The following is a 26,099-nucleotide window of genomic DNA, read 5'->3' as shown; positions in this document are numbered from 1 at the left end:
TCCCCTCACGAACGGGGATCCGATTCCGTTGAGTCTCGGATACGGATCGGATCGCGCAGGTCAGCGTGGCAGACGGGCGTCGCGTACGAACTTGCGCTGCCGAGGAGTTTCGACCGCGCCGCGCCGGTAGGCGGTGCGAATCCAGGCCACAGCCTCATCGGCCGGCACGCCGTCATAACGGGCAAGGATGCAGAGGGCCGTTCCCGTGCGCCCCACACCTCCCCCGCACGCGATCTCCACTCTCTCGGCGGAGGATCGATCGTAGGCATCCCGAAGCGCGGAGATCGCGTCCGATGAAGCTCTGGGCAGACGGAAGTCCGGCCACGCGACCCATAGCGACTCCCAGGACTCCTCATGCGGGCGTGCAGTGAGGTACACCCCGAAGTCGGCCGCTTCGTCGTGGCTGACGGCCCCGGCTCTCAGCGCGCGCCCTCGCACGCGCCGACCGCTGGGCAACGTCACTACACCGTCCAGGTCGGCCGGCCACTGTTCCATGGCTCCATCGTCTCATCGGAGTCTCCCCGCCCTAGGCACCACGTCACCGTGGCACCCGGGTCATCCCGACGACCGGGATGCGGGCGAAGCGTGCGCAGGCGCGGCAGGAACGACGACAGCACGCGCCGCTAATCTGAGTCGCGTGGCGTGGACGACAGTCCGCGACGTCACGGGTGAACGGAGGGGGCTCATGAGCACGCGGACCATGGTGTTGCACAGTGCACACAAGGACCAGTTCGACTTTCCGGACAGAGACCTCGTGTTCTACGACCAGCCCTACGACGCCGAGCAGCTGTCACGCGTCACCGATGTGCACCTGTGGTCTCCCCTCGACGGTCCCATCGATCGTCTCCCCGAGATCATCACCGCGATGCCGAATCTGAAGACTCTGAGCATCGGCCCGGGGAGGGTCCTCCCCACCATCGTCACGGAACTGCGGCAGGGCGACCTCCCTGAGAGTCTCGAAGAGCTCTCGGTGCACATCGGCGATCGGACCCTGGTGTGGCCGAATGTGGTGGTGCCGAACCTGAAGACCCTCTACGTCGGCGAACCCTTCCGCTTCAAGAACGAGCACTTCCCCGGGCTCCGCACGCTCTCCCTCTACCCGCAGAGATCTCTGAACAATGTGCGGCAGGCGCTCGAGCTGCCGCTGGAAGAGCTGAACCTGTTGAATGTGCCCACGGACGAGCAGATCTTCCGTCTCGTCGAACCCGTCGGGCTTCGCCGTCTCGGGCTGATCGGTGGACGCACGCTGACGAGCCTCACCGGGATCCGCGTGCTCCCCGGGTTGGAGTCGTTGCGCCTGAAGAACCTCACCTCTCTCGGTGACATCTCGGAGCTGGCCGCTCTCGCGCGACTCGAGATCGTGAACATCCAGTACTGCAAGAAGATCACCGGCATCGCCGCCATCAACGACCTTCCCCGACTGCGCAGGCTCACTCTGGTCGGATGCGGGACCATCGGCCTCGAGACGATCGAGGCGAAGCTGACGACACTGGAATGGGTCAACACGGGCGCGACCTGGTGACCGTGTGCCCAGAGAGACCGCTCGGTAGCCTGGGGACCATGACGGAGCCCTTCCGAACGGCCACCGGATGCTTGCAGCACGCCGGGTGGACGTATGAGCCGCCTACGTCCACGGGCGACGGTGCTCCCTTCCCGCTGCGGACAGCACCCGACACGGTGATCCGCTGGGTGTCCTCGTTCTCACTGCTCGCGAATGCAGATGAGACGGTGTGGTTCTTGTCCCGCGACGATTACTCGACGGGCGCGGACGGTGCGTTCGCGTGGAACGAGTACGAACAGCTGAGCCTCCAGGCTGCGACAACGGATGACGAGGCGGCCGCGGTCTCCGGTTTCTGGACGCGCCACCTCCCCCTGCTGCTCTCCGTGCGCAACGGATACGAGTATCTGGCCGTGCGAGACGATGGAGCAGTCGTCCACGGAGCGGAGCCCGAGTTCGAAGAAGCGGTCGTCGTCTTCTCGCATTTCGAGGATCTGCTGACGCACATCATCTCGTGGCCGGCCCGACCCGACCACGTCATCGATGGGCTGCTGTTCGATGCGATCAGCATCCCTGACGCGAGGCCGGGCCACTGACCCTCGGGGCTGCGGGCCGACTGTGGTCGCACGACCTCGGAGGGGCTGCGGAAGAGGTCGGGACCCTCGCACATGCAGAAGGCCCGGAGACTCTTGCGAGTGTCCGGGCCTATCTCTGGTCGGGCTGACAGGATTTGAACCTGCGACCCCTTGACCCCCAGTCAAGTGCGCTACCAAGCTGCGCCACAGCCCGTTGTTCTGCACTCTCGCGCAGGCAACTCCCCTATCTTAGCCCCACTCCGTCGCGCTCCGCGAACCGAGCGTACGCTCGGGCACGTCTCCATCTCACCGGTGTGATGTTCCCGCTCGACGACTAGCGTGGAGACATGAGCGACGAGCATCCGACCATCGATGACGCGGAACTCGGAACGCTCACGCGAGCGACGACCGAGCTGACCGACGGCACCGTCCTCGAACACGACTGGTATGCGGGCGGCACCGTCGTCGACGGAGCACCCCTCGACCTCATGATCGAGGGGACGACCGTCGACGAGGCGCGCGCACTGCTCCCGCACGTGCATGAGACGATCGCCGCGCTCGGGGTGCTGCGCCGTCTGGCGTCGGATGCTGTCGTCGTCGCGTTCAGCACCGGCACACCCGAGCAGCATGAGCTCGACGATGCCGCATCCGATCTCGCTCTCGAGACGCTCGAGGCGTCGGCCGACGGGACGATCGTGCTGCACCTGATCGACACCTGCGGCGAGCACTTCCCCGAGGGGTACTGGCCCGCCGTGCACCTCGGCGCCGACGGCCAGATCACGCAGGTCACGGTGGAATCCTGAACGCTGCCGATCCCGTCCTCCCCTATGCCGCCGTGGGAGTTCCGATGCGAAGGCGAGCACGCTGATGGCCGACGCCGCGCGCGTGGACAGCTGGCTCTGGGCGATCCGGGTCTACAAGACCCGCTCCGCTGCGACGACCGCATGCCGTGCGGGGCATGTACGGGTCAACGGCGAGAAGGTGAAGGCCGCGCATCATCTGAAGATCGGTGACGAGTTGCGCATCAGGATCGCGGGCTTCGATCGCATCCTCTTCGTGCGCCAGCTGCTCGTCAAGCGCGTCGGTGCGCCTCTTGCTGCCCTCGCGTACGAAGACCGCACCCCCGAGCGGGAGCCGCAGGCCGCGCTCGGTCTACGCGACCGAGGCGCCGGGCGCCCGACGAAACGGGAGCGCCGCGACATCGACAAGCTCCGTGCTCGCGCGTCCGGGGACGACAGCATCTTCGGCGGATAGCTCACCCGGCACGAGCGCTCGAGTCCCTCAGGGCGTGCCGTCGAGAAGACGCAGCAGCCACCCCGCGGTCTGCACGCCCGCTGCGCCCGCAGCGAGCACTCGGGACTGCAGCTCACGGTCGCTGGTCACCGCGATCACGCGCTGGCCGTCACCGACACGACGGTCGACCTCCGACACGATCGCGTCATCGCCCGCACCGGCGGCCTCGACGACAGACACGACGGCGGCCGGCAGCAGCTCCGCGGTGTCGTCGGGTGTCGGGGCCTCCGCGCCCCGGGCGCGACCTTCGACGACGAGAGCGAGCTCGGGGAACCAGACGGCTCCGCCGATCCCCAGCTCTCCCGCCGGGACGGCGAGTCCGTCGAGGCGCGACGCGAGACGAGTCGTCGCCCCCGCCCGGTCCTTCCACCAGCCGTCCGGCACCGCCCCGACGACATTGGCCGCATCCACCACCAGCGAAGGCCGCACGTCGAGAAGAGTCCGCAGAGTCGGCCACGCACCCGCGAACCCGGGATGCAGCGGAAGCGAATCCACGTCATTCACGGGCACCCAGTCGAGCGCCACGCTCTCGGGGTCGCTGATCACCGGATCGAACGGCCGCACAACGTCGGCGATCACGGTCGTGTACGACCACACGTCGAGGTCGAGAACGCTGGTGAAGCGAGGACGCACGGCACCGTCAGGCACTCCCGCCTCTTCCTGAGCCTCTCGCACGGCGCCCACGATCGCGCTCTCGCCCTCGTGCATGGCTCCCCCGGGGAGACCCCACGTGCCGCCGAAATGGCTCCATGCGACACGGTGCTGGAGCAGGATGCCTCGGGCGGGATCGTAGGCGAGCAATCCTGCAGCCCCGAACCGCCCCCAGTATCTGTCCCCCGATGCCGCGACCACCCAGGCATCGCCGGGGTCACGCGGCCCTCCAGGGCGACGAGGCTCTCCGGCCTCCGCGGGTACGACAGTCATCCCTTCAGCCTGTCACAGCATCCGGGCATCGGCACGTGCGCAGGACACACGCCGGAACACCGCGCGACGCGCCACCGCGGACACCGGACTGACCGCGCGCATACGGCTGTGCCCGCGCGGATCCGCGCGGGCACAGTGTCGCGTCGAGGCGATCGGGTCCGGACCGACTCAGCGCTGGCGCTTCTCGCGGACGCGCATGTTGATCACGATCGGCGTGCCGTCGAATTCGTACAGCTCGCGCAGGCGGCGCTGGATGAATCGGCGGTATCCCGGGTCGAGGAAGCCGGTGGTGAACAGGACGAACGTCGGCGGGCGCGTCGACGCCTGGGTGCCGAACAGGATGCGCGGCTGCTTGCCGCCACGCAGCGGATGCGGGTGCTCGGCGACGAGCTCGGCGAGGAAGGCGTTGAACTTGCCGGTCGGGATGCGTCGATCCCAGTTCTCGAGGGCGGTCTCGAGCGCAGGCACGAGCTTGTCGAGGTGACGACCCGTCTTCGCGGAGATGTTGACGCGCGGGGCCCACGCCACGTGGGCGAGGTCCTGCTCGATCTCACGCTCGAGGTACCGCCGACGGTCGGCGTTCTCGAGGTCGTCGTCGTTCAGACGATCCCACTTGTTGAACGCGAGCACGAGCGAGCGACCGGACTCGAGCACGAGGTCGATGATCCGCACGTCCTGCTCGCTGATGGTCTCCGACACGTCGAGCACCACGACGGCGACTTCCGCCTTCTCGAGCGCCGCCGAGGTACGCAGCGACGCGTAGAAGTCGGCGCCCTGCGCCATGTGCACGCGACGACGGATGCCGGCGGTGTCGACCAGGCGCCACAGCTTGCCGCCGAGCTCCACGACCTCGTCGACCGGGTCGCGGGTGGTGCCGGCGAGGTCGTTGACGACCACGCGCTCTTCGCCCGCCGCCTTGTTCAGGAGCGACGACTTGCCGACGTTCGGTCGACCGAGGATCGCGACACGACGCGGTCCGCCGATCTCCGCCTTCGCGACGGCCGAGACGTCGGGCAGGGTCTTCAGCAGCTGATCGAGCAGGTCTGCCACGCCACGGCCGTGGATGGCCGAGACCGGATGCGGCTCACCGAGTCCGAGGTTCCAGAGAGCCGCGGCCTCGGGCTCCTGGCGGGCGTCGTCGATCTTGTTCGCGACGAGGAACACCGGCTTGCCGCTCTTGCGCAGCAGCTTGACGACATGCTCATCGGTCGACGTGGCGCCGACCATCGCGTCGACGACGAAGAGCACCACGTCGGCGAGGTCGATCGCGACCTCCGCCTGCGCGGCGACGGAGCGGTCGATGCCACGGGCGTCAGGCTCCCATCCGCCGGTGTCGACGAGCGAGAACCGGCGGTCCGCCCACTCCGCCTTGTACGTGACACGGTCGCGCGTCACGCCGGGGGTGTCCTCGACGACGGCCTCACGGCGTCCGAGGATGCGGTTCACCAGCGCGGACTTGCCGACGTTCGGTCGACCGACGATCGCGACGACGGGCAGGGCGGGGAAGAACTGGATGCCGTCCTCGCCCATCGTGATGCCGGCGAGGAGCGCGGCATCCTCATCGTCCAGGTCGTAGTCGGCGAGGCCGGCGCGCAGCGTCTCGGCGCGCGCCTCGGCGAGCTGCTCGTCGAGCGACTCCATCTTCTCGGCGAGCCGATCGACACCGGTCCCTGAGCCTGTCGAAGGGTCGTATTCGTCGTCAGCCATGGTGTACTCCTCGGATTCGTTCGATCACCGAGAGAACGGCGTCGATGGTCTGTGGGAAATCGAGCTCCGTCGAGTCGACGACCTCCACGCCCTCTGCGGCGTTGAGGAAATCGACGACGGCGCTGTCTGATGCGTCTCGCTTGTGCAGTGCGGCGGCCACGGCCTCGGCGTTCTCCCCTGCGAGCTCGCCCGCACGGCGCGCGGCGCGCACCTCGGGGGCTGCCGTCAGGAGGATGCGCACGGGCGCGTCCGGAGCGACCACCGTGGTGATGTCACGGCCCTCGACGACGACCGCGGGATACGGCGCCTCGGCGACGAGGGAACGGAACAGACGGTTGACCTGCTCTCGCACCTCGGGCACCCGGGCGACACCGCTCACCGCGCCCGAGACCGCCGGCTCGCGGATGGCGTCGGTGACGTCGACGTCGCCGACGTGCACGGCACGGTCATCGGGATCGAGTCCGAGACGCACCGGGAATTCGGCGACCGCGGCGAGGACGGCTCCGGCATCCGCCGTGTCCGCACCCCGATCCAGGACGTGCCAGGCGAGTGCGCGGTACGCGGATCCGGTGTCGAGGTAGCCGAATCCGAGCGTGCGGGCCACGGCCTTGGACACGCTGGACTTGCCGGAACCTGCGGGTCCGTCGATCGCGATGAAGTCAGTCATTGGTCGTACCTGCAATCCGCCAGCCGCGTTCCTGGAGTCCGGTGATCGCCCCGTGCAGCGCAGCGGGGTCGACGCTGATCTCGGCGAGACCGAACTGCGCACCGGGCGAGTGCTCGAGGCGGAGATCCTCGACGTTCACGCCGAGCTCGCCAAGCTCCCCGAACAGCCGTCCGAGCTGCCCTGCGGTGTCGTCGATCATGACGACGAGGGACTCGAACCTCTGGTTCTGGCCGTGCTTGCCCGGCAGCCGTTCGACGCCGTCGTTGCCCTGCCGGATGGTCTCGGCCACCACGCGTCGGGCGCCCGGCGCCTCGGGGGCACGCAACGCCTCCGACACCTCTCGGAGGTCGGCTGCCAGCGCGTCGAGGATCTCGACGACGGGCGCGGCGTTCGCGCCGAGGATCTGCACCCACAGCTCGGGCGCGGATGCCGCGATGCGCGTGGTGTCTCGCACACCCTGACCGGAGAGCCGCAGAGCGCCCTCGTCGGCCACGGCGAGTCGCCCGGCGAGCAGACTCGCGACCACCTGCGGCACGTGCGAGGTCAGCGCGACGGAACGGTCGTGCTCCTCGGGAGTCATCTCGAGAGGCATGGCGCCGACATCCAGCGCGAGCGCCTCGACGAGCGCGAGGTCCGTCGCGCGGGTGTCCGCGTCGCGGCAGACGACCCAGGGACGACCGATGAACAGGTCGGCGCGTGCCGAGATCGCGCCGCCGCGCTCTCGTCCGGCGAGAGGGTGCGAGCCGATGTACCGGGTGAGGTCGACGCCTCGGTCCTGCAGACTGCGGAACGGTTCCAGCTTGACGCTCGCCACATCGGTGACCACCGCGTCCGGGAAGCGGGTCAGCTCCGTTTCGATCACGTCGGCGGTGACATCCGGGGGAACGGCGACGACGACGAGCACGGGAGCGTCATCGTCGGCGGCGGTTCGGCCCGCACCGTAGTCGACGGCGAGGCGGAGCTGGGCGGGCGATGTGTCGGCGAGGACGACATCGACGCCCTTCGCGCGGAGCGCATGGCCGATGCTCGAGCCGAGCAGGCCGGCGCCGACGACGCGCACGGTGCCGGAGAGCCTCGCCGCAGTTCGTGGCGCGACGGAACTCCGAGCCCCCGTGGGCACACTCGTCGTATCGGTCACTCGTTCTCCTGCTGCTCGCCTGGCGCCACGGCGACACCGGAATCACGGCGCGACAGAGTCAAGAGCGCGCCCAGTTCGATTTTAGTCAGTTCGCGGCTCTTCCCGACCGGGAGCGTTCCCAGGTGCAGCGGACCGAACTGCCGACGCACGAGTTCGGTGACCGGATGACCGACGGCCGCCAGCATGCGCCGCACGATGCGATTGCGCCCGGAGTGCAGCGTCAGTTCGACGAGACTCGACCCGCGCGAGGTGTCGAGCAGGCGCGCCTTGTCGGCCGCGATGAACCCGTCGTCGAGGTCGATGCCCTTGGTGAGCCGCGAGATCGTCTGAGCCGTGACCGCGCCGTCGACCTTCGCGATGTAGACCTTGGTGACCCCGAACGAGGGGTGCGCGAGAACGTGCGCGAGCTCCCCGTCGTTGGTCAGCACGAGCAGACCGCTGGTCTCGGCATCCAGTCGCCCGACGTTGTAGAGCCGCTCTTCGTAGTCGTCGGTGAATCGGCGCAGGTCGGGGCGTCCGCTCTCATCGCGCATGCTGCTGACCACACCCGTGGGCTTGTTCAGGATCACGTAGCGCTTCGACACGTCGAGCTGCACGGCGGTGCCGTCGACGTCGACGAGATCGGTCTCGGGGTCGATCCGGCGTCCGAGCTCGGTCACGGTCTCGCCGTTGACCTTGATCCGGCCCTCGACGATGTACTGCTCCACGACCCGTCGCGAGGCGACCCCGGCGGCAGCCAGGACCTTCTGCAGGCGGACGCCCTCGGGTGTCTCGAAGCCGCTCATCGGATGGTCCCTTCGTCGAAGCCGTCTGCACCGTCGTCGAGCAGAGGAGAAATGGGGGGCAGCTCGTCGAGCGAGTTGATGCCCAGATGCTGCAGGAGCGCATCCGTCGTGCCGTAGTTGATGGCGCCGGTCTCGGAGTCCGCGAACATCTCGGTGATGAGGCCGCGGGCGAGCAGCGTGCGCACCACCGAGTCCACGTTCACCGCGCGGATGGAGGCGACCTGGCTGCGCGTCACGGGCTGCTTGTAGGCGATCACCGCGAGCGTCTCGAGTGCCGCCTGCGAGAGGCGTGCGGGGGCCTGGCCGCCGATGAACTCGGCCACGAGGTCGTCGTGGTCGTCGCGCACGTAGAGACGCCAGCCGCCCCCGACCTCGCGCAGCTCGAACCCGCGGCGCGGGCCTGCGCCTCTGCCGTCGTAGTCGTCGACGAGCGTCTCGATCGTCTGACGCACCGCCGCCACCGGCGAGCCCACGGCCGCCGCCAGCGCGATCAGCCCGATCGGCTCGTCGATGATGAGCAGGATCGCCTCGATCCGTTCCGCCAGCGGAGACTCGGTCGCGGGGGGATCCGTCACGGATCCGGTCACATCATCGGTCATAATCGGCTCCCAGGGTCGCGAGTGTCTCGTCCGACCACGAATCGGCCGCCCAGCGCAGTGTCAGTTCGCCGAGCGGCTCCAGCTGCTCGAACGAGAGCGCCGCGTGGCGGTACAGCTCCAGCACGGAGATGAAGCGAGCGACGACGATTCCCGGCTCGCTCACTCCGGCGACCAGCTCGCGGAAGCTCACCGCCTCTGCGGCGCGCAACAGGGTCACCACGATCGCTGCCTGCTCGCGGATGCTGACGAGCGGGGCGTGCAGGTGGTCGAGTCCGACGTGCGGGATCTCCTTGGGCGCGAACGCCAGCAGGGCCAGCGCGGCGAAGTCGTCGACGCTCAGCGACCAGACCAGCTCCGGGGTCTTCCGACGGTGCTTCTCGTCGAGGCGCACCGCCCGCACATGCCGCCGGTCCTCGCGCTGGAGGCAGCGGGCGAACCACGCCGAGACCTCCTTGAACGCCCGGTACTGCAGCAGCCGTGCGAAGAGCAGGTCACGGGCTTCGAGCAGTGCCACCGCCTCGGCATCCACCAGCTCGCCCTGCGGGAGGAGGCCGGCGACCTTCATGTCGAGCAGCGTGGCCGCGACCACCAGGAACTCCGACGCCTGGTCGAGCTCCTCGTCGTCGTCGAGCTCGCGGAGGTAGGCGATGAACTCGTTGGTGACCGCGCTCAGCGACACCTCCGTGATGTCCATCTCATGCTTCGAGATGAGATTCAGCAGAAGATCGAACGGTCCGTCGAAGTTCGACAGCGAGACCCGGAATCCCGTCGTGTCGTCAGGTGCGAGGCTCTCGTCAGGCGACAGCGCCACGGGCGACCAGCTCCCGCGCCAGCCGCAGGTATGCCTGGGCGGCGGCGTGCTCCGGAGCGAACTCGGTGATGGGCACACCCGAGACCGACGCATCCGGGAACTTCACGGTGCGGCCGATGACGGTCTCCAGCACATCGTCGCCGAAGGCCTCGACGACGCGCTGCAGCACCTCACGGGAGTGCAGCGTGCGCGGGTCGTACATCGTGGCCAGCAGACCGTCCATCGTGATGGACGGGTTGAGGCGGTCGCGCACCTTGTCGATCGTCTCGATGAGCAGGGCGACGCCGCGAAGAGCGAAGAACTCGCACTCGAGCGGGATGATGACACCGTGCGCGGCGGTGAGCGCGTTCACGGTGAGCAGCCCCAGCGAGGGCTGGCAGTCGATGAGGATGACGTCGTACTCCCCCGCCACCTGACGCAGCACGCGGGCGAGGATCGTCTCACGGGCGACCTCGTTGACGAGGTGCACCTCCGCCGCCGACAGGTCGATGTTCGCGGGCATCACGTCGAGGCCCGCGACGCCGGAGTGGACGATCGCGTCGTGCGCGTCGCGCTTGGTGTCGAGCAGCAGGTCGTAGACGGTCGGCACATCGTGCGTCTGGATGCCGAGACCGGCCGACAGTGCCCCCTGCGGGTCGAAGTCGACGGCGAGCACCTTGCGTCCGTACTCGGCCAGCGCGGCGGCCAGGTTGATCGAGGTGGTCGTCTTGCCGACGCCGCCCTTCTGGTTGCAGAGCGCGATGATGCGCGCCGGGCCGTGCGACGCCAGCGGTTCGGGGGTCGCGAAGCCGTGATAGGGACGCCCGGTGGGTCCCATGGGGGTGTCGTCGGTCTTCGACGTCTTCACCCTGGACTTCGCCGCGTTCTCAGCCACCGATTCTCCTGCTCCGTCGTGCTTGAACGAGTCTAGCGGGAGCCCTGTCGACCCGTGCCTCGGCGCGCGGCAGCAGCCGCACGCGCTCAGCCGCCCCGGAGTGCCTCCACCGGCTCGATCCGCGCCGCGCGCCGGGCCGGGTACCATCCGGACCCCCACCCGACGACCGCCCCGAGCAGCGCGCCGGCCACGGCGACGAGCGGATCGGCGACCGGAGTCCACCCCTGCACGACGGCGACCACGATCACGGCGAGCACGCCGAGCGCTGAGCCGATCAGACCGCCGATGAACCCGATGACGACGGACTCCACCATGAACTGCGAGCCGATCTGCCGACGGGTCGCTCCGAGCGCTCGACGCAGGCCGATCTCGCCGATGCGCTCCATGACCGAGAGCAGGGTGACGTTCGCGATCCCGAGACCCCCCGCCAGGAGGGCGATCACACCGAGGATCAGGAACACGACGTTCACGTCGGACTGCACGCTCTGGCTCAGGTCGGAGGAACCCGAGGGCGCGTTCGCCTCCAGGCTGTCCGGGTCGTCGGGCTGCAGTGCGAGGACGGACTGCTCGGCGACCTGAGGACCTGCGCCGACGACGATGCGGATGTCGAGATCCGACGGCGCGAGCAGACCGAAGTCCGCCCTGGCCGATCCGATCGGGATAATCACCGCGTCCGAGAGCTCACTGCGTCTCTCCATGCCGTCGACTATGCCGACCACGGCATATGCGATGCCGGCGACGAAGACGGAGGGCTGCGAGTCGACCCGGTTGATGCCCATGCGCTCGGCCGCGCGTGCGCCGAGCACCGCGACCCGATCGGCGCGGGTGTCGTGCCCCTGGTCGAAGAACCGCCCGGCGACCACCTCGCCCTCCTCGGCGTCGACGAGCTCCGGAGAGGCGGAGAAGAGCCGCGGCGACGAGACCGCCGGCGCTGACGGGTCGTTGACCGGCACAGCCGTCACCGTCTCGCCCTCGGCGAGTTCGACCTCGCCCAGCAGAGCCGCGCTCTCGACTCCTGCGAGCAGCGCCACGCGATCCGGAGCGTCCCAGGGCAGCCGCCCGGCGGCGACCGTGGTGTTCTTCGCTCCGGACTGCGCGGTCGCCGCGGTCACCACGACCCTCGTGGCCGCCGCTCCGTCGAACTGGCTGGCGATCTGCCCGGCCGCCGTCTGCGCGAATCCGAGAGTGGCGACGAGCGAGGCGATCCCGAGCACCGTGCCCATGATCGTCATCACGAGGCGCGCAGGGCGCGATCCGATGTCCGCGGTCGCCTCGGCGACGAGATCCTGGAAGGTGAAGCGGTCCGCGTGCGTGATCGCCGGGACGAGAGGCGCAGCCGTCGGGTCGCCCGTCACCGCGGCCCCACCGCCCTCCTGCTCGGTGGAGGCGTCCGCCTGACCGCGCTGTCCGCGACGCCACCGCAGGGCGCGCATCACAGCTCCGTCAATCGGCCGTCGGAGATCTGGATGCGGCGGCGGGCGCGCCGAGCGACATCCTGATCATGGGTGATGACGATCAGCGTGAGCCCGTCGGCGTTGAGCTCTTCGAAGAGCGCCATGACCTCGCCGGATGTCCGGTGGTCGAGGTTTCCCGTGGGTTCGTCCGCCAGCAGCAGCCTGGGGCCGCTCACGACCGCGCGGGCGACGGCCACACGCTGCCGCTCACCGCCGGAGAGCGAGTTGGGGAAGAAGTCGACACGGTGCGAGAGTCCGACCCGGGACAGCGCCTCGCGCGCCCTGGCCTCGCGCTCGCGACGTGGCACGCCGCTGTACAGCATCGGCAGCAGCACGTTGTCGAGGACGGTGCGCCGCGGGAGCAGGTGGAACGACTGGAACACGAATCCGATGAACCGGGCACGCACGGCCGCGCGCTCGTCCTCGGTGAGGTCGCCCGTGAGCGAACCCGCCAGGCGGTACTCTCCGACGCTCGGACGGTCGAGGAGTCCGAGCAGATTGAGCATCGTCGACTTGCCGGAACCGCTCGGCCCCACGATCGAGAGGTAGTCACCGGACTCGATCGACAGCGTCGCCGCCTTCAGCGCCTGCACCTCGGGCGGGCCGGGAAAGGACCGCGTCACATCACGGAGCTCGACGAGCGGTGGCGCGACGACGGTCGCTCCCCCGACCTCGGGATCGAGCTCGGTGGCGGCGCCCGCGTCGGTCACTTTCCGACCACCACGAGGTCGCCCTCGTCGAGTTCGCCGTCCACCGGCGTGACCTCCACCGCCCCCTTCGCCGCGAGACCGGTCTCCACCACGACGATCCGTGTCTCGGTGTCGTCTCCCTTGCGCGGATCCGACTCCGCCACCTCGATGCGCGATTCTCCGCCGGGGCCGGCGGTGAGCGCTGCCAACGGCACCGACAGCACGTCGCCCTCGGTGGCACCGACCGCGATGCGCACCCGGACGTTCGCTCCCTGCAGCTGCGTGATCTGCTCGGGCGTGAGCGGGTCGGGCTCGAAGAGCACCTCCCATCGCGCCTTGTTGTCCTTGCCGGGGTTGAGTTCGACGATGACGGCCCGGTGCTCGGTGCCGTCGGGGAGTTCGAACGTGCCTTCGCCGCCCGCCTTGAGCAGACGAGCGTCCGCCTCGGCTGCGGCGCCCGTGAGGCGCACCGTCGCTCCCGACACGGTCATGACCGCCCCCGAGATCGAGGTGCCCCGAGAGACGTTCACCGCATCGACGCGGCGGGGCAGCTCGGTGAGGAACAGCACCTCGCTCGACGGCAGGAACGGAAGGACGCTCTGGCGCGCGGTCTCGAGCGTCTGCGCGGCCGAGTCGACCTGAGCGCGGGCCGATTCCAGCGCGGCGCTCTCCGCCCCGGTGTTCTTCGCCGCCCACAGCTGATCGCGCTCGAGGCGCGCCGTCTGCAGGGCCCATTCCGCCTCCTGGACACTGGTGCCCTCGGCTCCGGCCCTCGCCGCGGCCAGCGCCTGCTCAGCGGCGGCGACGTTCACGTCGGCCTGCCAGCTCTCGAGCTTGCTCGGGCCGGCACCTGCGAGATTCAGCGCCTGCTGCGCCTGCTGCACGCCGTCCTCGGCGGCGCGCACCCCCTCCTCGGCGGAGCGCACGGTCTCCTCCGCGCCCTCCTCGGGCGACGGAGCGGGGTAGCCCGCCTGCGCGTAGAGCTGCCCCACGGCATTCGCGGTGGCCTGGTCGAACAGGTTCGACGTGACGTCGCCGGCATCGATCCCGATGCTCACCAGGGACTGCTTGAGCTGCAGCACGTCGGGACCCGAGACGCCGATGCGCAGCGTGCGGTAGGCGGGGAGCTCACCCGGCAGGACGATGACCGGACGGCCCTCGATCTCCAGCGCGATCGAGAGCGGATCGAGCGTCGCCCCGACCTCGGGCACGGCACCGGTCACGACGCTGCCTCCCCCGGTGGTGTCGATCGTCACATCGACCGCATCCGCGTATCCGACATCGGCCCGCAGGGTCACGTCGTTGCTGAGGGGACCGAACTCGACCGGTACGGTCACCAACCCAGGGTCCGGCGTCTCGCCCGCCTCGGCGGGCGATATCAGGAAACGTCCGACCAGCAGCCCGACGACCAGGCTCAGCACCGCGCAGAGCGCGACGATCCAGAGGGTGCGATTGCCACGGAGGATGCGCCGCCAACCGCTGACGCGGGATGTGTCGACGCGATCCTCCGTCTCGTCGAGGACGGGGTCATCGTCGGTCGGGATCAGTTCATCGACCCCCACCCCCTGTTCGGGGGCGCGTCCGCCGGTGATCGACGGGTCTTCCGGGAGTGGTGTCGTGGGTGTCTCGTCGCGCGTCATTTCAGCTGTTCTGCTCGGCGGCGGCCTTGAAGGCCTCGAGGTCGGCCTTGTTGTCCGCGATGAACTTCTCCTCCAGCGCGAACTGGATCTTCAGCGACTCATCGGCGTACGAGGTCTTGGTGCGGCATTCGAGGTCCGCGAGGGCGAGCTTGATCTCGCGCTCGCCGAGCGCCGCCATCTCCGGGCTCTCGTTGGGGTCGACGAAGTCGGGCGACTCGGTGTCGACCGGGGTCGAGCCGTCGCCGTAGGCGGCGTCGTAGAGAGCGGACTGCTCGTCCGAGATCGACTGCTGCGCCTCGAGCTGCGCGGAGAACCCGGGCTCACCCGCGTCGTCCATGCACGATGCCCATGCCGCGTTGAGCTCTTTGAGCTCCGGGGAGTCCTGCGTCGACGTGTAGAGCTCGTTCATCTTGTCGCGGAGGTCGGCGAATTCGTCCGACTGCCACGGGTCGTCGCCTTCGAGCTCGTGCTGCGCCCAGCCCTGGCATCCCGCGGACTCCCAGCTGTACTCGTAGCTGCCGTCCTCGGACATCTCCTCCTCGGTGGGGCCGGCACCGTAGGCGGTCTCGTAGAACGCGGTCTGCTCGGACTCCGAGAGCGACTCGATGTACTCCTGGTTGGGGTCGACGTACTCCTCCCCGGTCTGCTCGCCCATCTCCTCGCTGTACGGGCTGTTGACGATCCCGTAGCCGTACTTCTCGACCCAGTCCTTCTTCTCGGGCTCCCAGACGACGTCGTCACCGGAGAACACCATGCCGCCGTTGGCGGTGTTCGGCGTGTACTCGAACCCCTCCTTGGCCATGCACTCGGCCATCAGCTCCTCTTGCTCACGCTGCCGTTCCTCGTACTGCTTCTGCTGCTCCTCCTGCGACATGTCGCCGCCGTATGCGGAGGCGAGGTAGGTGCTGAGCGGCGAGTCCTCGTAGCTGAGACCCTCATCGGATGCCGGAGAACACCCCACCAGCGTCGCAGCCAGGGCGGTGGCGGCGAGGGCCGCAAGAGGTCCGGTGGAACGCATGTCGTACTCCTTCGTCGATCGACCCGAGTGATCCGAGGTCTCCCGTAAGCCTAGGGAGAAAGGGGAATTCCTCGCGTCCCCCAAAAGGATGACAAAAACTGGTCGTCGACCGGGGCGGCGTACCGCTAGGATCAGCGCGCGCGCGGATGCGACGTCGCGTAGATGTCCCGCAGGGTGTCGACCGACACATGGGTGTAGATCTGGGTCGTCGCGACCGAGGCATGCCCGAGAAGCTCCTGCACCACGCGGACGTCGGCTCCGCCCTGCAGCAGATGGGTCGCGAACGAGTGCCGCAGCGTGTGCGGAGAGACCTCGGCCGTGATGTGCGCGCTCTCGGCGGCGGCGCGGATGACGAGCCAGGCGCTCTGACGGGACAGCGGTGCACCGCGCGCCCCGAGGAACAGACGAGCGGAGGCACGCCCCTTGGCGGCGAGTCCCGGACGCACCCTGGTGAGATACGCGTCGACGGCAGCCCGGGCGAAGGATCCGACGGGCACGATGCGCTCCTTCGACCCCTTGCCGCGCAGGCGCAGGACGTCGCCGTGCGCGAGGTCGTCGACGTCGAGGCCGACGGCTTCGGAGACCCGCGCACCGGTCGCGTAGAGCAGCTCGAGCAGGGCCCGATCGCGGATGCCGAGCGGGTCCTCGGCCGACGGCGCGGCGAGCAGCCGCTCGACCTGATCGATGGTCAGGGCCTTCGGCAGCCGCTGCGGCGCTTTCGGAGGACGCAGGCGGCCGCTCGGATCGTCGATGTCGATGCCCTCCCTGGTGAGGAAGCGATGCCACCCGCGCACCGAGGACTGCAGACGCGCGAGACTCGAGGCGGCAGGCGCCGGATCGGCACTCGATCGGTCGGCGATGAAGCGTCCGACCACCGCGGCCGTGATCGCCGAGGTGTCGGCGATCCCCTCGGCGTCCAACCACTCGACGTACGCCGTGAGGTCCCGGCGGTATGCCGCGATCGAGTGCTCGCTGAGCCCGCGCTCGATCGTGACATGGCGCAGATAGGCGTCCAACGCTCGATCGAGCTGCACGCTCAGCTCCGGTCGCGCAGCCTCTGCGCGGCGGCGAGGACGCCGATCGTCAGGATGCCGTTGCGCATGCGCCCGTCGAGCACGGCGGAGACGGCGTCGTCGAGCGGAATCCACTCGACGCGGATGTCGGCCTCTTCGTCCTCACGATCGTGCGCTGTGGGCGCGGCGGAGATCCCAGTGGCGAGGAACAGGTGGATGACCTCGTCGTTGCCGCCGGGCGTGGTCCATGACGAGACCAGCGGCTCCCAGTGCGCCGCGACGAGATCGGCCTCCTCGGCGAGCTCGCGCCTGGCGGCCTCGAGCGGATCCTCGCCCGGCACGTCGAGCAGGCCGGCCGGCAGCTCCCAGTCCCGATGGCGGATCGGATGCCGGTACTGCTGGATGAGCAGCACTCGTCCGTCGTCGTCGAGAGCGAGAATGGCCACCGCCCCCGTGTGCGCCACGTACTGGCGACGGATCTCCCCGTCGCCGTAGCGCACCCGGTCATCGCGCACGTCCCAGACGACGCCTTCGAACGCGAGCTCGCTGGTGAGCACCTCCGGCTGGAAGGGCTCGTCGCGCAACTCGTGCGACTCAGGCGTCAGCTTCGACGACTCAGGCATCGGCTTCGACGTCGAACAGCTCGCTCGAGCGGTGCCGGTCGATCGCCGCGCCCACCAGCCCGCGGAACAGCGGGTGCGGGTCGGTCGGACGCGAACGGAGCTCCGGGTGCGCCTGCGTGGCGATGTAGTACGGGTGCACGTCGCGCGGGAGCTCGACGTATTCGACGAGGTCGAGCTCCGGGTTGAGACCGGAGAACACCAGCCCCGCGTCGGAGAGACGGTCGCGGTAGGCGTTGTTGACCTCGTAGCGGTGGCGGTGACGCTCGGAGGCCTCCGGAGCGCCGTACACCTCCCGAGCCAGCGATCCCTCGGCGAGAGCCGCCCGGTAGAGCCCGAGGCGCATCGTGCCGCCCAGGTCACCGCCGTCGAGGATCTCGACCTGCTCCGCCATCGTGGCGATCACGGGCTCCGTGGTGTCGGGATCGAACTCGCTCGAGGATGCGTCGACGATGCCGGCGACGTCCCGCGCGTACTCGATGACCATGCACTGCAGACCGAGGCAGAGCCCGAGCGTGGGGATCCCCTGCTCGCGGGCGAACTTCAGCGCACCCAGCTTGCCTTCGATGCCGCGGATGCCGAATCCTCCGGGGACGCAGATGCCGTCGAGCGCGGCGAGCTGCTCGCGCGCGCCCTCGGGCGTCTCGCAGCGGTCGGAGGGGATCCAGCGGATGTTGACCTTGGTCTCCTGCGCGAAGCCGCCGGCCTTGAGCGCCTCGGTCACCGAGAGGTACGCGTCGGGAAGGTCGATGTACTTGCCGACCAGCCCGATCGTCACCTCGTGCTTGGGGTTGTGGACCGCATGCAGCACCTTGCTCCAGCGCGACCAGTCGACCTCGTCCGCGGCCTTCTGGTCGAGACCGAGGCGACGGACGATGTAGGAGTCGAGTCCCTGGTCGTTGAGCGTCGACGGAATGTCGTAGATGCTCGGCAGGTCGACGGTGTTGATGACGCCTTCGGCGTCGACGTCGCACATCAGGGCGATCTTGTTCCGATTGCTCTCGCTCACCGGCCGGTCGCTGCGGAGCACCAGTGCATCGGGCTGGATGCCGACCTGGCGGAGGGCCGCGACCGAGTGCTGGGTCGGCTTCGTCTTCTGCTCGCCGGACGCACCCATGAAGGGCACGAGCGACACGTGCACGAAGAACACGCTGTCGCGTCCGAGCTCGTGGCGCAGCTGGCGAGCGGCCTCGAGGAAGGGCTGCGACTCGATGTCGCCGACCGTGCCGCCGACCTCGGTGATGATGACGTCGGGACGAGGGTCCTCGGTCGCCTGCAGACGCATGCGGCGCTTGATCTCGTCGGTGATGTGCGGGATGACCTGCACGGTGTCGCCGAGGTACTCACCGCGGCGCTCGCGCGCGATGACCTGCGAGTAGATCTGACCGGTGGTGACGTTGGCCGCCTGCGACAGGTTGATGTCGAGGAAACGCTCGTAGTGACCGATGTCGAGGTCGGTCTCTGCGCCATCGTCCGTGACGAACACCTCACCGTGCTGGAAGGGGTTCATGGTGCCGGGATCGACGTTCAGGTACGGGTCGAGCTTCTGCATCACGACGCGGAGTCCACGGGCGGTCAGGAGGTTGCCCAGGCTGGCGGCGGTGAGCCCCTTGCCCAAAGACGAAACGACACCACCCGTCACAAAGATGTGCTTGGTCGTGTCGTTCTTGGGCCCCGCAGAAGAAGAGTTCATCACGGGCTTCGATCCTATCAGTCGGTGGAGGACCCGAGGGTGAGAAGTTCCCGGGCATGGGTGATCGCGGCATCCGAATCGGTGAGTCCCGACAGCAGTCGAGCCATCTCGGCCTCGCGCTCCGGTCCGTCCAATCGCCGCACGCTCGACGCGGTGACCGCCCCGTCGTGCGACTTGACGACCGACAGATGGTTCGTCGCGAAGGCGGCGACCTGCGCGAGATGGGTGACGGCGATGACCTGAGACTTCTGTGCGAGCCGGGCGAGTCGTCGCCCGACCTCGATCGCCGCAGCGCCTCCGATACCGGCGTCCACCTCGTCGAAGACGAACGTGGGCACGGGGTCGGTCGCCGCGATGACGACCTCGATCGCGAGCATGACGCGCGACAGCTCTCCGCCCGATGCCCCCTTGGCCACCGAGCGGGGCTCGGCGCCGGGGTGCGGAGCCAGCAGGATGGCCACGTCATCGCGACCGTGTGTGCTCTCTGCGCCGGGGGTGACGGAGACCTGCAACGTCGCATCGGGCATCGCGAGCGCGTGCAGCTCCTCACTCACAGCGACGCCGAGGCGTGCGGCGGCGGCCGTGCGGGCGGCCGTCAGCGTCTCGGCGCGAGCATCGAGGTCGGCGCGTGCCGCATCACGCTCGGCCTCGAGTCGGTCGACGCGCTCGCCGTCGTCGTCGAGTTCGGCCAGTCGCGCCGATCCGGTGTGCCAGAGCTCGAGCGCGTCGTCGAGCGAGCCGTGCGCGCGGATGAGAGTGCCCAGCGCCGCCCGGCGCTCTTCGACCGCGGCGAGCTCGTGCGGACCGGACTCGTCGAGGTCGGCGAGGTACGCCGACAGCTGCCCCGCGACGTCCGCGATGCGATAGCCGATGTCGGCCAACGCGGCGGAGATGTCGGTGAGCGAGGCATCCGAGACGCGCTCGAGCGCGCGACGGGCCTCGGCGACGAGCGCGGAGGCATCCGGCTCGCCTTCTTCGCTCGACAGCGCACTGTGGGCGAGCGATGCGGCGAGGCGCAGCTCCTCGGCATTCGCCAGCCGCTCGGCCCGAGCGGACAGCTCGACGTCTTCGCCGGGTTCGGGCGCCGCGGCCTCGATGAGCGCCAGGGCCTCCCTCAGGCGGCTCGCTTCTTCGGCCCGACGATCGCGGTTCTCGGTGATGTCGACGATCTCGGAATCCAGCGCGCGCCAGCGCTCGAACGCCTCCGCATAGGCCTGCAGCGGCACCGCGATGTCCGCGCCTCCGAAACGGTCGAGGGCGTCGCGCTGAGCGGACGCCGAACGCAGCCGCAGCTGCTCCGACTGACCGTGCACGACCACGAGCTCCTCGGCCAGAGCCGACAGCACCCCGGCGGGGGCCGCGCGTCCGCCGACGCTCGCCCGGCTGCGCCCCTCGGCACTCAGCGTGCGGGAGACGTACAGCTCAGCGGCGCCGTCGCCGGCCGGTTCGAGCTCTCCCCCAGCGTCCGCCACGATGTCGGCGACATCGCCGGTCGACGGCACGATCCACACACCGGCGACGGATGCCTGCCCGGCGCCCGCTCGGACGGCGCCCGAGTCCGCACGCTGCCCGAGCAGCAGGCCGAGACCGGTCACGACCATGGTCTTGCCCGCGCCGGTCTCGCCGGTGATCGCCGTGAACCCGGCGCCGAGCGGCAGAACAGCATCGGCGATCACGCCGAGCCCCTGCATCCGCATCTCCTCGATCACGACACGACCCCCTGACCGCGCCATCCGGCGACGGGCAGCTGGAACTTGCGCACGAGCCTGTTGGTGAACTCGGTGGGATGCAGGCGAGCCAGACGTACCGGCCGCGAGGAGCGACGCACCACGACGCGCGCACCCGGAGGGAGATCGTGGGATCGACGCCCGTCGCACCAGAGGATTCCCGACCCCGAGGTCCCCTCGAGCATCTCGATGGCGACGGCCGCGTCAGGGCTGACGACGAGCGGCTTGGCGAACAGCGCGTGGGCTGACAGCGGCACGACCGCGATGGCCTCGACGCTCGGCCAGATCACGGGGCCGCCGGCCGAGAAGTTGTACGCGGTCGACCCGGTCGGGGTCGAGACGACCATGCCGTCGCATCCGAAGCTCGACAGCGGCAGTCCGTCGATCTCGAGCACGACCTCGATCATGCGTTCGCGGCTCGCCTTCTCGACGGTCGCCTCGTTGAGCGCGAACGTCTCGTAGACGACCACGCCGTCGGCATCCTTCACCCGCACCGACAGCGCCAGCCGCTCTTCGACGCCGTAGTCGCGATCGATCACCTTGCGCATCGCGGCGTCCATGTCGTCGCGGTCGATCTCTGCGAGGAACCCCACGTGGCCCATGTTGATGCCGAGCACCGGTGCCGTGCACCCTCGTACGAGCTCTGCCGCGCGCAGGATCGTCCCGTCACCGCCGAGGACCACCGCGAGCTCGAGGTCCTCCTGCTGGACGGTGTCGCCGAGGACGTCGATGTCGGCGAAATGGGAGTCGACGGCGCGCAGATCCAGGCTGTCGTCGGCGGCGAGCACCGGGCGGATCCCGGCGTCGCGCAGCGAGTCGACGACCCGCCGGGCTGCCGCGACGGTGTCCTCGCGTCCCGCGTGGGCGACGATCAGGATGTTGCGTTCGTTCATCGTCTCCCTGCCAATGTGTTGATGCGGTCCGACCATTCTGACGGATCGCTGCCTCGCCCCGGAGCGAGATGCAGCAGGTACTCCGTGTTGCCGTGCGTGCCGAGGATCGGAGAGGGGAGGATGCCGAGCATCCCGAGTCCCGTGTCCCACGCGCTCCAGGCCGTGCGGGCGACGGCGTCCGCCCGGGTCGCGGGGTCGGTGACGAGGCCGCCGCGCACGGCCGTGCGTCCGACCTCGAACTGCGGCTTGACGAGCAGGACGATGTCGGTGGTGGGCGCGGCGACACCGGCGACCGCGGGGAGGACGAGTTCGAGCGAGATGAACGAGAGGTCGCCGACGATGAGGTCGAGCGTGCCCTCTTCTCCGGTGACGCTGCGGAGGTTGTCCGTCGTCATATGACGGACGTTGTAGCCCTCCACCACGACGACGCCGGGGTCGGCGGCGATCGACGGCGCCATCTGGTCGTGCCCGACGTCGACCGAGAGCACTCGTCGCGCCCCGCGTTCCCTGAGTACCTGAGTGAAACCGCCCGTGGACGCCCCCATGTCGAGGGCCAGACGTCCGTCGACCGGGATCCCGAATCCGTCGAGCGCGGCGATCAGCTTGTGGGCGGCCCGCCCGACGTAGTGGTCGGCGCCGGCGACGGAGATCTCGGCAGCATCCGACACGGCCGTCGAGGCCTTGATGACGGGGCGTCCGTCGACGCTCACCAGGCCGTCGGCGATCAACGACGCGGCATGGGTGCGCGAACGAGCGAGTCCTCGCAGGGCGAGGGCGGCGTCGAGTCGGGTCATCGCGCGCCCGGCGCGTCGCGCTGATCGAGTCGCGCACCGCTCTCGAGTCGCCGGGAGAGCTCATCGTGCAGCCCGGAGTACGCGTCGGCCCTGGCAGCGAGCGGCTGTCCTTCGACCAGGCGCAGGCGACTCCACAGGCCGTCCGTCGGCGCATCGGTCGTCTCATCGCTCACGTCTCTACTGTACGTGGAGCGAGGGACTCCCGGTCGGAGCCGGGCCGAGCGACCGGGGGTCAGGGTCGGTGGAACGGATCGTCGTACAGACGCTCCGGCACCCGCAGCACGAACACGGGAGTGCCAGAGGCCCAGATCGCGGACGCACCGGCGCGCAGCAGATCGATCTGACGGTCTCCCTCGGAGACGATCTCGACGTCCGCCCCCACCACGCGGACGGAGGCGCCATTGACCGAGTGGATGCCGTCTTTGACCGTGGCCTCGGGATACGGTTCGTGCAGCTCACGCAGATCGCTGAGGATGAAGGTGGGCCGCGAGCCCTCGGGCGCCGCCAGCACGTGCTTGGGGCGGTCGATGCCGGTGAGGACCAACGCGGACTCGATGCCGGCCCGCACCGCACCGAGGATGTCGGTGTCGAGGCGATCGCCGATGAACAGCGGCTTCTTCGCGCCGAAACGCTCGGTCGCTTCGTCGAAGATCGGCGTCTCGGGCTTGCCCGCCACGGTCGCGAGGCGACCGATGGCTGTATGGACGGCCGACACCAGGGTGCCGTTACCCGGGGCGACACCGCGCTCCCGCGGGATCGTCCAGTCGGTGTTGGTGGCGATCCAGGGGATCCCGCCTTCGTCCTCCGGCAGCTTCAGTGCGAAGGCGGCCTCGGCGAGGTCGGTCCATGCCACCTCAGGGGCGAAGCCCTGCACGACCGCATCCGGGGCGTCCTCGGCGCTGCGGGTGACGGTGTACCCCGCCTTCTCGGCCTCGTCGACCAGCCCCGCTCCCCCGATGATCAGCAACGTCGCCGGCGCCGGCACCAGTCCCGCCAGCAAGCGCATGGCCGCCTGCGGGCTCGTGATCACGTCTGCAGGCGCCACTGTGAGGCCGAGGCTCGACAGGTGCTCGGCCACGGATGCATCCGTGCGTGACGCGTTGTTCGTGATGTACCCGAGTCGAGCTGTTCGCGCAGCGGCGTTCAGGCTCTCCACCGCGTGCGGCAGCGCGCCCGGTCCCGCGTAGACGACACCGTCGAGGTCTGCCAGAACGGTGTCCACACCGTCGAGGGGAGTCCGCGACGACGCGTTCCGCGAGAACAGCCCCACTCACGCCTCCTTGGACGTTGCGGTGTCGTCACCCGCGGTGTCGTCGCTCGCGGTGTCGTCGCTCGCGGTGTCGTCGCTCGAACCCGTCGAAGACGCGTCGGAGTCGACGGACTCCTCGGACTCGTCGTCGTCCTCGCCGAGCAGCTCACGAACCTCGTCCTCGACCGTCGGCTCGGAGTCGACGACCCCTGCCGCGTCTGCGTCGGCGTCTGCATCTGCATCGGCGTCCGTGGCGAGGCTTTCGTCTGCGTCTGCGTCTGCGTCTGCGTCTGCGTCTGCGGCGAGGTTTTCGTCATCGTCGAAGTCGCCCTCGATGAGGCCGTCCTCGATCATGATCTCCTCATCGCCGGCGTCGTCGACTCCCAGAGCCTCGGCGGCGACCTCGGCGCGGTGCGACCAGAACTCGGCCTCATCGGTGCGACCGAGATCCTCGAGCACTGCGGCGCGAGCAGCGAACAGAGCCGGGCTCCACTCGAAAGCTCGGTCAGGGTCGAGCTCAGGGATCTCGAGTTCGCCGAGAGCCAGCTCGAGGTCGCCCTGATCGAGGCGAGCGCCCGACATCGCAATCGCGAGAGACACGCGTACAGGCGTGGTGAGAGCTGCACGGTCGACGGCGCGACCCGTCTCGAGCGCACGATCAGGGCGGCCGATGCCGCGCTCGCTGTCGACCATGAGAGCGATCTGGTCGTCCTTGCCGGAGATGCGGCGGTAGGTGCGCAGCTCGCGGAGAGCGAGAGCGAAGTCCTCTGTCGCATAGGCCGTGATGCCGAGAGTCTCACGCACGATCGCGATGCGGCCGGCCCGACGCGACGCGGCCAGGGCATGCTCGTGCGCCAGCGCGGGATCTTCGTCGATCAGGCGGGATGCCATCGCCAGGTGCCGAGCGACGAGATCAGCATTCTCCTTACTGAGGGTCTTCAGCTCGTTGCGGGCCGATGTGTGCAGATCGCGCGCGGTGACCTCGTCGGGAATGTGCGGATCGTTGAATCGCGGCCGATCGCCCGACGCCTGCACCGGGCGCTCGCGGTCCGCTCCCCCTCGCTGCGGGTACGAACGACCCGAGTCGCGGTCCTGGCGAGGAGCGCGGTCATCCCGGTTGTAGCCACCGGAGCGAGGGGCACCACCGTCACGGTTATCGCGGTTGTAGCCGCCGGAGCGAGGAGCGCCACCGTCACGGTTCTCGCGGTTGTACCCACTCGAGCGGGGAGCGCCACCATCACGGTTGTCACGGTTGTAGCCACCGGAGCGGGGAGCGCCACCGTCACGGTTGTAACCGCCGGAGCGAGGAGCGCCACCGTCACGGCTGTCACGGTTGTAGCCACCGGAGCGAGGAGCGCCACCGTCACGGTTGTAACCGCCGGAGCGAGGAGCGCCACCGTCACGGCTGTCACGGTTGTAGCCACCGGAGCGAGGAGCGCCACCGTCACGGCTGTCACGGTTGTACCCACCGGAGCGAGGAGCTCCACCATCACGGCTGTCACGGTTGTACCCACCGGAGCGGGGAGCTCCACCATCACGGCTGTCACGGATGTACCCACCTGAACGGGGAGCTCCACCATCACGGCTGTCACGGTTGTACCCACCTGAACGGGGAGCACCACCATCACGGCTGTCACGGTTGTACCCACCTGAACGGGGAGCGCCACCATCACGGCTGTCACGGTTGTACCCACCCGAACGGGGAGCGCCACCATCACGGCTATCGCGGTTGTACCCACCCGAACGGGGAGCGCCACCATCACGGCTGTCACGGTTGTACCCACCCGAACGGGGAGCGCCACCATCACGGCTGTCACGGTTGTACCCACCCGAACGGGGAGCGCCACCATCACGGTTATCGCGGTTGTACCCACCCGAACGAGGGGCACCACCATCACGGTTATCGCGGTTGTAGCCACCAGAACGAGGGGCACCACCATCACGGTTATCGCGGTTGTAGCCACCCGAACGAGGGGCACCACCATCACGGTTATCGCGGTTGTAGCCACCCGAACGAGGGGCACCACCATCACGGTTATCGCGGTTGTACCCACCCGAACGCGGAGCACCACCATCACGGCTGTAGCCACCCGAACGGGGAGCGCCACCGTCGCGATTGTCACGAGACTGCCCACCCTCACGACGCGGGCCGCCGCTGCGGCCGTCGGATCGTCCTCCGGAAGGTCGACTGTCACGCGATCCACTGTCGTCATTGCGACGCGGACGGCGCTGTTCCTCTTCCGGCATGATGCTCCCTGTTCTCGATCGTGTTAACGCAAAATGGCCACCCAACGATGGGTGGCCATTTGCTTAAAAGAAGTCCGGCGGTGTCCTACTCTCCCACAGGGTCCCCCCTGCAGTACCATCGGCGCTGTGAGGCTTAGCTTCCGGGTTCGGAATGTAACCGGGCGTTTCCCTCACGCTATGGCCGCCGAAAC

At 69.1% G+C, this 26,099-nt stretch carries 27 protein-coding genes, 1 tRNA gene and 1 rRNA gene; 4 read left to right on the top strand and 25 right to left on the bottom strand.

All coding sequences use genetic code 11. The features are described from left to right. Positions 1-60 precede the first annotated feature (60 nt). On the bottom strand, positions 61-495 hold the full coding sequence (locus FQ142_RS06445; RefSeq protein ID WP_149422716.1) for a protein-tyrosine phosphatase family protein: 435 nt from the start codon (positions 493-495) through the stop codon (positions 61-63). Positions 496-685: 190 nt separating this feature from the next. Between FQ142_RS06445 and FQ142_RS06440 the strand changes: the two genes are divergently transcribed. Together FQ142_RS06440 and FQ142_RS06435 are read left to right on the top strand one after the other, a co-directional pair. Continuing rightward, entirely contained in the window at positions 686-1,522 is an 837-nt protein-coding gene (locus FQ142_RS06440; protein WP_149422715.1) for a leucine-rich repeat domain-containing protein, read from the top strand. A 38-nt stretch (positions 1,523-1,560) separates the two neighbouring features. Then, complete coding sequence (locus tag FQ142_RS06435) at positions 1,561-2,094, top strand: hypothetical protein (RefSeq protein WP_149422714.1); 534 nt, start codon at positions 1,561-1,563, stop codon at positions 2,092-2,094. Positions 2,095-2,210: 116 nt separating this feature from the next. On the opposite strand, the gene FQ142_RS06430 is transcribed toward FQ142_RS06435, so the two are convergent. Then, positions 2,211-2,287 (bottom strand) — tRNA-Pro (locus FQ142_RS06430). Positions 2,288-2,420: 133 nt separating this feature from the next. Between FQ142_RS06430 and FQ142_RS06425 the strand changes: the two genes are divergently transcribed. Together FQ142_RS06425 and FQ142_RS06420 are read left to right on the top strand one after the other, a co-directional pair. Next, the gene (locus tag FQ142_RS06425) at positions 2,421-2,876 is read left to right on the top strand and encodes a hypothetical protein (protein WP_149422713.1); all 456 of its coding nucleotides are present in this window, start codon (positions 2,421-2,423) and stop codon (positions 2,874-2,876) included. Positions 2,877-2,940: 64 nt separating this feature from the next. Next, positions 2,941-3,327, top strand: coding sequence for an RNA-binding S4 domain-containing protein (locus tag FQ142_RS06420; protein WP_149422712.1), 387 nt, complete (start codon positions 2,941-2,943; stop codon positions 3,325-3,327). A gap of 27 nt (positions 3,328-3,354) precedes the next feature. Here FQ142_RS06420 and FQ142_RS06415 read toward each other — a convergent pair whose 3' ends face one another. The 23 genes from FQ142_RS06415 to rrf form a co-directional block, all read right to left on the bottom strand. After that, positions 3,355-4,290 carry an NUDIX domain-containing protein gene (locus FQ142_RS06415; protein WP_149422711.1) on the bottom strand — a complete coding sequence of 312 codons (936 nt, stop codon included), beginning with the start codon at positions 4,288-4,290 and terminating at the stop codon, positions 3,355-3,357. A gap of 168 nt (positions 4,291-4,458) precedes the next feature. Further along, positions 4,459-5,997: a ribosome biogenesis GTPase Der gene (gene der / locus FQ142_RS06410; RefSeq protein ID WP_056418696.1), complete on the bottom strand. Its 1,539-nt coding sequence runs from the start codon at positions 5,995-5,997 to the stop codon at positions 4,459-4,461. Continuing rightward, positions 5,990-6,664 carry a (d)CMP kinase gene (gene cmk / locus FQ142_RS06405; RefSeq protein ID WP_056418700.1) on the bottom strand — a complete coding sequence of 225 codons (675 nt, stop codon included), beginning with the start codon at positions 6,662-6,664 and terminating at the stop codon, positions 5,990-5,992. Before cmk ends, der begins: the two co-directional genes overlap by 8 nt. Beyond that, complete coding sequence (locus FQ142_RS06400) at positions 6,657-7,802, bottom strand: prephenate dehydrogenase (protein WP_149422710.1); 1,146 nt, start codon at positions 7,800-7,802, stop codon at positions 6,657-6,659. The genes cmk and FQ142_RS06400 overlap by 8 nt, the downstream gene beginning before the upstream one ends. Continuing rightward, a complete protein-coding gene (locus tag FQ142_RS06395; RefSeq protein ID WP_149422709.1) occupies positions 7,799-8,587 on the bottom strand; it encodes a pseudouridine synthase in 789 nt (262 codons plus the stop codon). The genes FQ142_RS06400 and FQ142_RS06395 overlap by 4 nt, the downstream gene beginning before the upstream one ends. Next, the gene (scpB, locus tag FQ142_RS06390) at positions 8,584-9,186 is read right to left on the bottom strand and encodes an SMC-Scp complex subunit ScpB (protein ID WP_056418706.1); all 603 of its coding nucleotides are present in this window, start codon (positions 9,184-9,186) and stop codon (positions 8,584-8,586) included. The genes FQ142_RS06395 and scpB overlap by 4 nt, the downstream gene beginning before the upstream one ends. After that, positions 9,176-9,997 (bottom strand): segregation and condensation protein A, encoded by an 822-nt coding sequence (locus FQ142_RS06385; protein WP_149422708.1) that lies wholly within the window; start codon positions 9,995-9,997, stop codon positions 9,176-9,178. The genes scpB and FQ142_RS06385 overlap by 11 nt, the downstream gene beginning before the upstream one ends. After that, positions 9,981-10,814: a ParA family protein gene (locus tag FQ142_RS06380; RefSeq protein WP_056419707.1), complete on the bottom strand. Its 834-nt coding sequence runs from the start codon at positions 10,812-10,814 to the stop codon at positions 9,981-9,983. The genes FQ142_RS06385 and FQ142_RS06380 overlap by 17 nt, the downstream gene beginning before the upstream one ends. A gap of 143 nt (positions 10,815-10,957) precedes the next feature. Beyond that, positions 10,958-12,304: an ABC transporter permease gene (locus FQ142_RS06375; protein ID WP_149422707.1), complete on the bottom strand. Its 1,347-nt coding sequence runs from the start codon at positions 12,302-12,304 to the stop codon at positions 10,958-10,960. Next, positions 12,304-13,035: an ABC transporter ATP-binding protein gene (locus tag FQ142_RS06370; protein WP_149422706.1), complete on the bottom strand. Its 732-nt coding sequence runs from the start codon at positions 13,033-13,035 to the stop codon at positions 12,304-12,306. Before FQ142_RS06370 ends, FQ142_RS06375 begins: the two co-directional genes overlap by 1 nt. Further along, the gene (locus tag FQ142_RS06365) at positions 13,032-14,654 is read right to left on the bottom strand and encodes a hypothetical protein (protein WP_149422705.1); all 1,623 of its coding nucleotides are present in this window, start codon (positions 14,652-14,654) and stop codon (positions 13,032-13,034) included. Before FQ142_RS06365 ends, FQ142_RS06370 begins: the two co-directional genes overlap by 4 nt. Position 14,655: 1 nt before the next feature. Then, positions 14,656-15,672 carry a hypothetical protein gene (locus tag FQ142_RS06360; RefSeq protein ID WP_056418718.1) on the bottom strand — a complete coding sequence of 339 codons (1,017 nt, stop codon included), beginning with the start codon at positions 15,670-15,672 and terminating at the stop codon, positions 14,656-14,658. A gap of 131 nt (positions 15,673-15,803) precedes the next feature. Continuing rightward, positions 15,804-16,706, bottom strand: a complete 903-nt coding sequence (xerD, locus tag FQ142_RS06355) for a site-specific tyrosine recombinase XerD (protein ID WP_056418720.1) — start codon at positions 16,704-16,706, stop codon at positions 15,804-15,806. A 2-nt stretch (positions 16,707-16,708) separates the two neighbouring features. Beyond that, positions 16,709-17,308, bottom strand: a complete 600-nt coding sequence (locus tag FQ142_RS06350; RefSeq protein WP_149422704.1) for an NUDIX domain-containing protein — start codon at positions 17,306-17,308, stop codon at positions 16,709-16,711. After that, positions 17,301-18,998 (bottom strand): CTP synthase, encoded by a 1,698-nt coding sequence (locus FQ142_RS06345; RefSeq protein ID WP_056418725.1) that lies wholly within the window; start codon positions 18,996-18,998, stop codon positions 17,301-17,303. Before FQ142_RS06345 ends, FQ142_RS06350 begins: the two co-directional genes overlap by 8 nt. 17 nt (positions 18,999-19,015) lie before the next feature. After that, complete coding sequence (recN, locus tag FQ142_RS06340) at positions 19,016-20,731, bottom strand: DNA repair protein RecN (protein ID WP_410477430.1); 1,716 nt, start codon at positions 20,729-20,731, stop codon at positions 19,016-19,018. Then, positions 20,704-21,618, bottom strand: a complete 915-nt coding sequence (locus FQ142_RS06335; RefSeq protein WP_056418738.1) for an NAD kinase — start codon at positions 21,616-21,618, stop codon at positions 20,704-20,706. The genes recN and FQ142_RS06335 overlap by 28 nt, the downstream gene beginning before the upstream one ends. Next, the gene (locus tag FQ142_RS06330) at positions 21,615-22,412 is read right to left on the bottom strand and encodes a TlyA family RNA methyltransferase (protein ID WP_056418742.1); all 798 of its coding nucleotides are present in this window, start codon (positions 22,410-22,412) and stop codon (positions 21,615-21,617) included. Before FQ142_RS06330 ends, FQ142_RS06335 begins: the two co-directional genes overlap by 4 nt. Then, positions 22,409-22,585: a hypothetical protein gene (locus FQ142_RS17440; protein ID WP_188042336.1), complete on the bottom strand. Its 177-nt coding sequence runs from the start codon at positions 22,583-22,585 to the stop codon at positions 22,409-22,411. The genes FQ142_RS06330 and FQ142_RS17440 overlap by 4 nt, the downstream gene beginning before the upstream one ends. A 59-nt stretch (positions 22,586-22,644) precedes the next feature. Beyond that, on the bottom strand, positions 22,645-23,682 hold the full coding sequence (locus tag FQ142_RS06325) for an HAD-IIA family hydrolase (RefSeq protein ID WP_149422702.1): 1,038 nt from the start codon (positions 23,680-23,682) through the stop codon (positions 22,645-22,647). Then, positions 23,683-24,552, bottom strand: coding sequence for a hypothetical protein (locus tag FQ142_RS06320; protein WP_262492077.1), 870 nt, complete (start codon positions 24,550-24,552; stop codon positions 23,683-23,685). A gap of 47 nt (positions 24,553-24,599) precedes the next feature. Further along, on the bottom strand, positions 24,600-25,856 hold the full coding sequence (locus FQ142_RS06315; protein ID WP_149422701.1) for a hypothetical protein: 1,257 nt from the start codon (positions 25,854-25,856) through the stop codon (positions 24,600-24,602). A gap of 124 nt (positions 25,857-25,980) precedes the next feature. After that, positions 25,981-26,097 (bottom strand): 5S ribosomal RNA (gene rrf, locus FQ142_RS06310). Positions 26,098-26,099: the final 2 nt, after the last annotated feature.

Source organism: Microbacterium sp. ANT_H45B (assembly GCF_008369345.1).
GTDB lineage: Bacteria > Actinomycetota > Actinomycetes > Actinomycetales > Microbacteriaceae > Microbacterium.
Note: the sequence above shows the minus strand (reverse complement) of the source record. Positions and strands in the feature narration are given on the sequence as shown.

Coding starts and splice junctions, on each gene's coding strand:
- FQ142_RS06445 (WP_149422716.1), bottom strand. CDS start 495: ATGGAACAGTGGCCGGCCGACCTGGACGGTGTAGTGACGTTGCCCAGC.
- FQ142_RS06440 (WP_149422715.1), top strand. CDS start 686: ATGAGCACGCGGACCATGGTGTTGCACAGTGCACACAAGGACCAGTTC.
- FQ142_RS06435 (WP_149422714.1), top strand. CDS start 1,561: ATGACGGAGCCCTTCCGAACGGCCACCGGATGCTTGCAGCACGCCGGG.
- FQ142_RS06425 (WP_149422713.1), top strand. CDS start 2,421: ATGAGCGACGAGCATCCGACCATCGATGACGCGGAACTCGGAACGCTC.
- FQ142_RS06420 (WP_149422712.1), top strand. CDS start 2,941: ATGGCCGACGCCGCGCGCGTGGACAGCTGGCTCTGGGCGATCCGGGTC.
- FQ142_RS06415 (WP_149422711.1), bottom strand. CDS start 4,290: ATGACTGTCGTACCCGCGGAGGCCGGAGAGCCTCGTCGCCCTGGAGGG.
- der (WP_056418696.1), bottom strand. CDS start 5,997: ATGGCTGACGACGAATACGACCCTTCGACAGGCTCAGGGACCGGTGTC.
- cmk (WP_056418700.1), bottom strand. CDS start 6,664: ATGACTGACTTCATCGCGATCGACGGACCCGCAGGTTCCGGCAAGTCC.
- FQ142_RS06395 (WP_149422709.1), bottom strand. CDS start 8,587: ATGAGCGGCTTCGAGACACCCGAGGGCGTCCGCCTGCAGAAGGTCCTG.
- scpB (WP_056418706.1), bottom strand. CDS start 9,186: ATGACCGATGATGTGACCGGATCCGTGACGGATCCCCCCGCGACCGAG.
- FQ142_RS06380 (WP_056419707.1), bottom strand. CDS start 10,814: ATGGGACCCACCGGGCGTCCCTATCACGGCTTCGCGACCCCCGAACCG.
- FQ142_RS06375 (WP_149422707.1), bottom strand. CDS start 12,304: ATGCGCGCCCTGCGGTGGCGTCGCGGACAGCGCGGTCAGGCGGACGCC.
- FQ142_RS06365 (WP_149422705.1), bottom strand. CDS start 14,654: ATGACGCGCGACGAGACACCCACGACACCACTCCCGGAAGACCCGTCG.
- FQ142_RS06360 (WP_056418718.1), bottom strand. CDS start 15,672: ATGCGTTCCACCGGACCTCTTGCGGCCCTCGCCGCCACCGCCCTGGCT.
- FQ142_RS06350 (WP_149422704.1), bottom strand. CDS start 17,308: ATGCCTGAGTCGTCGAAGCTGACGCCTGAGTCGCACGAGTTGCGCGAC.
- FQ142_RS06345 (WP_056418725.1), bottom strand. CDS start 18,998: ATGAACTCTTCTTCTGCGGGGCCCAAGAACGACACGACCAAGCACATC.
- recN (WP_410477430.1), bottom strand. CDS start 20,731: ATGGCGCGGTCAGGGGGTCGTGTCGTGATCGAGGAGATGCGGATGCAG.
- FQ142_RS06335 (WP_056418738.1), bottom strand. CDS start 21,618: ATGAACGAACGCAACATCCTGATCGTCGCCCACGCGGGACGCGAGGAC.
- FQ142_RS06330 (WP_056418742.1), bottom strand. CDS start 22,412: ATGACCCGACTCGACGCCGCCCTCGCCCTGCGAGGACTCGCTCGTTCG.
- FQ142_RS06320 (WP_262492077.1), bottom strand. CDS start 24,552: ATGGCATCCCGCCTGATCGACGAAGATCCCGCGCTGGCGCACGAGCAT.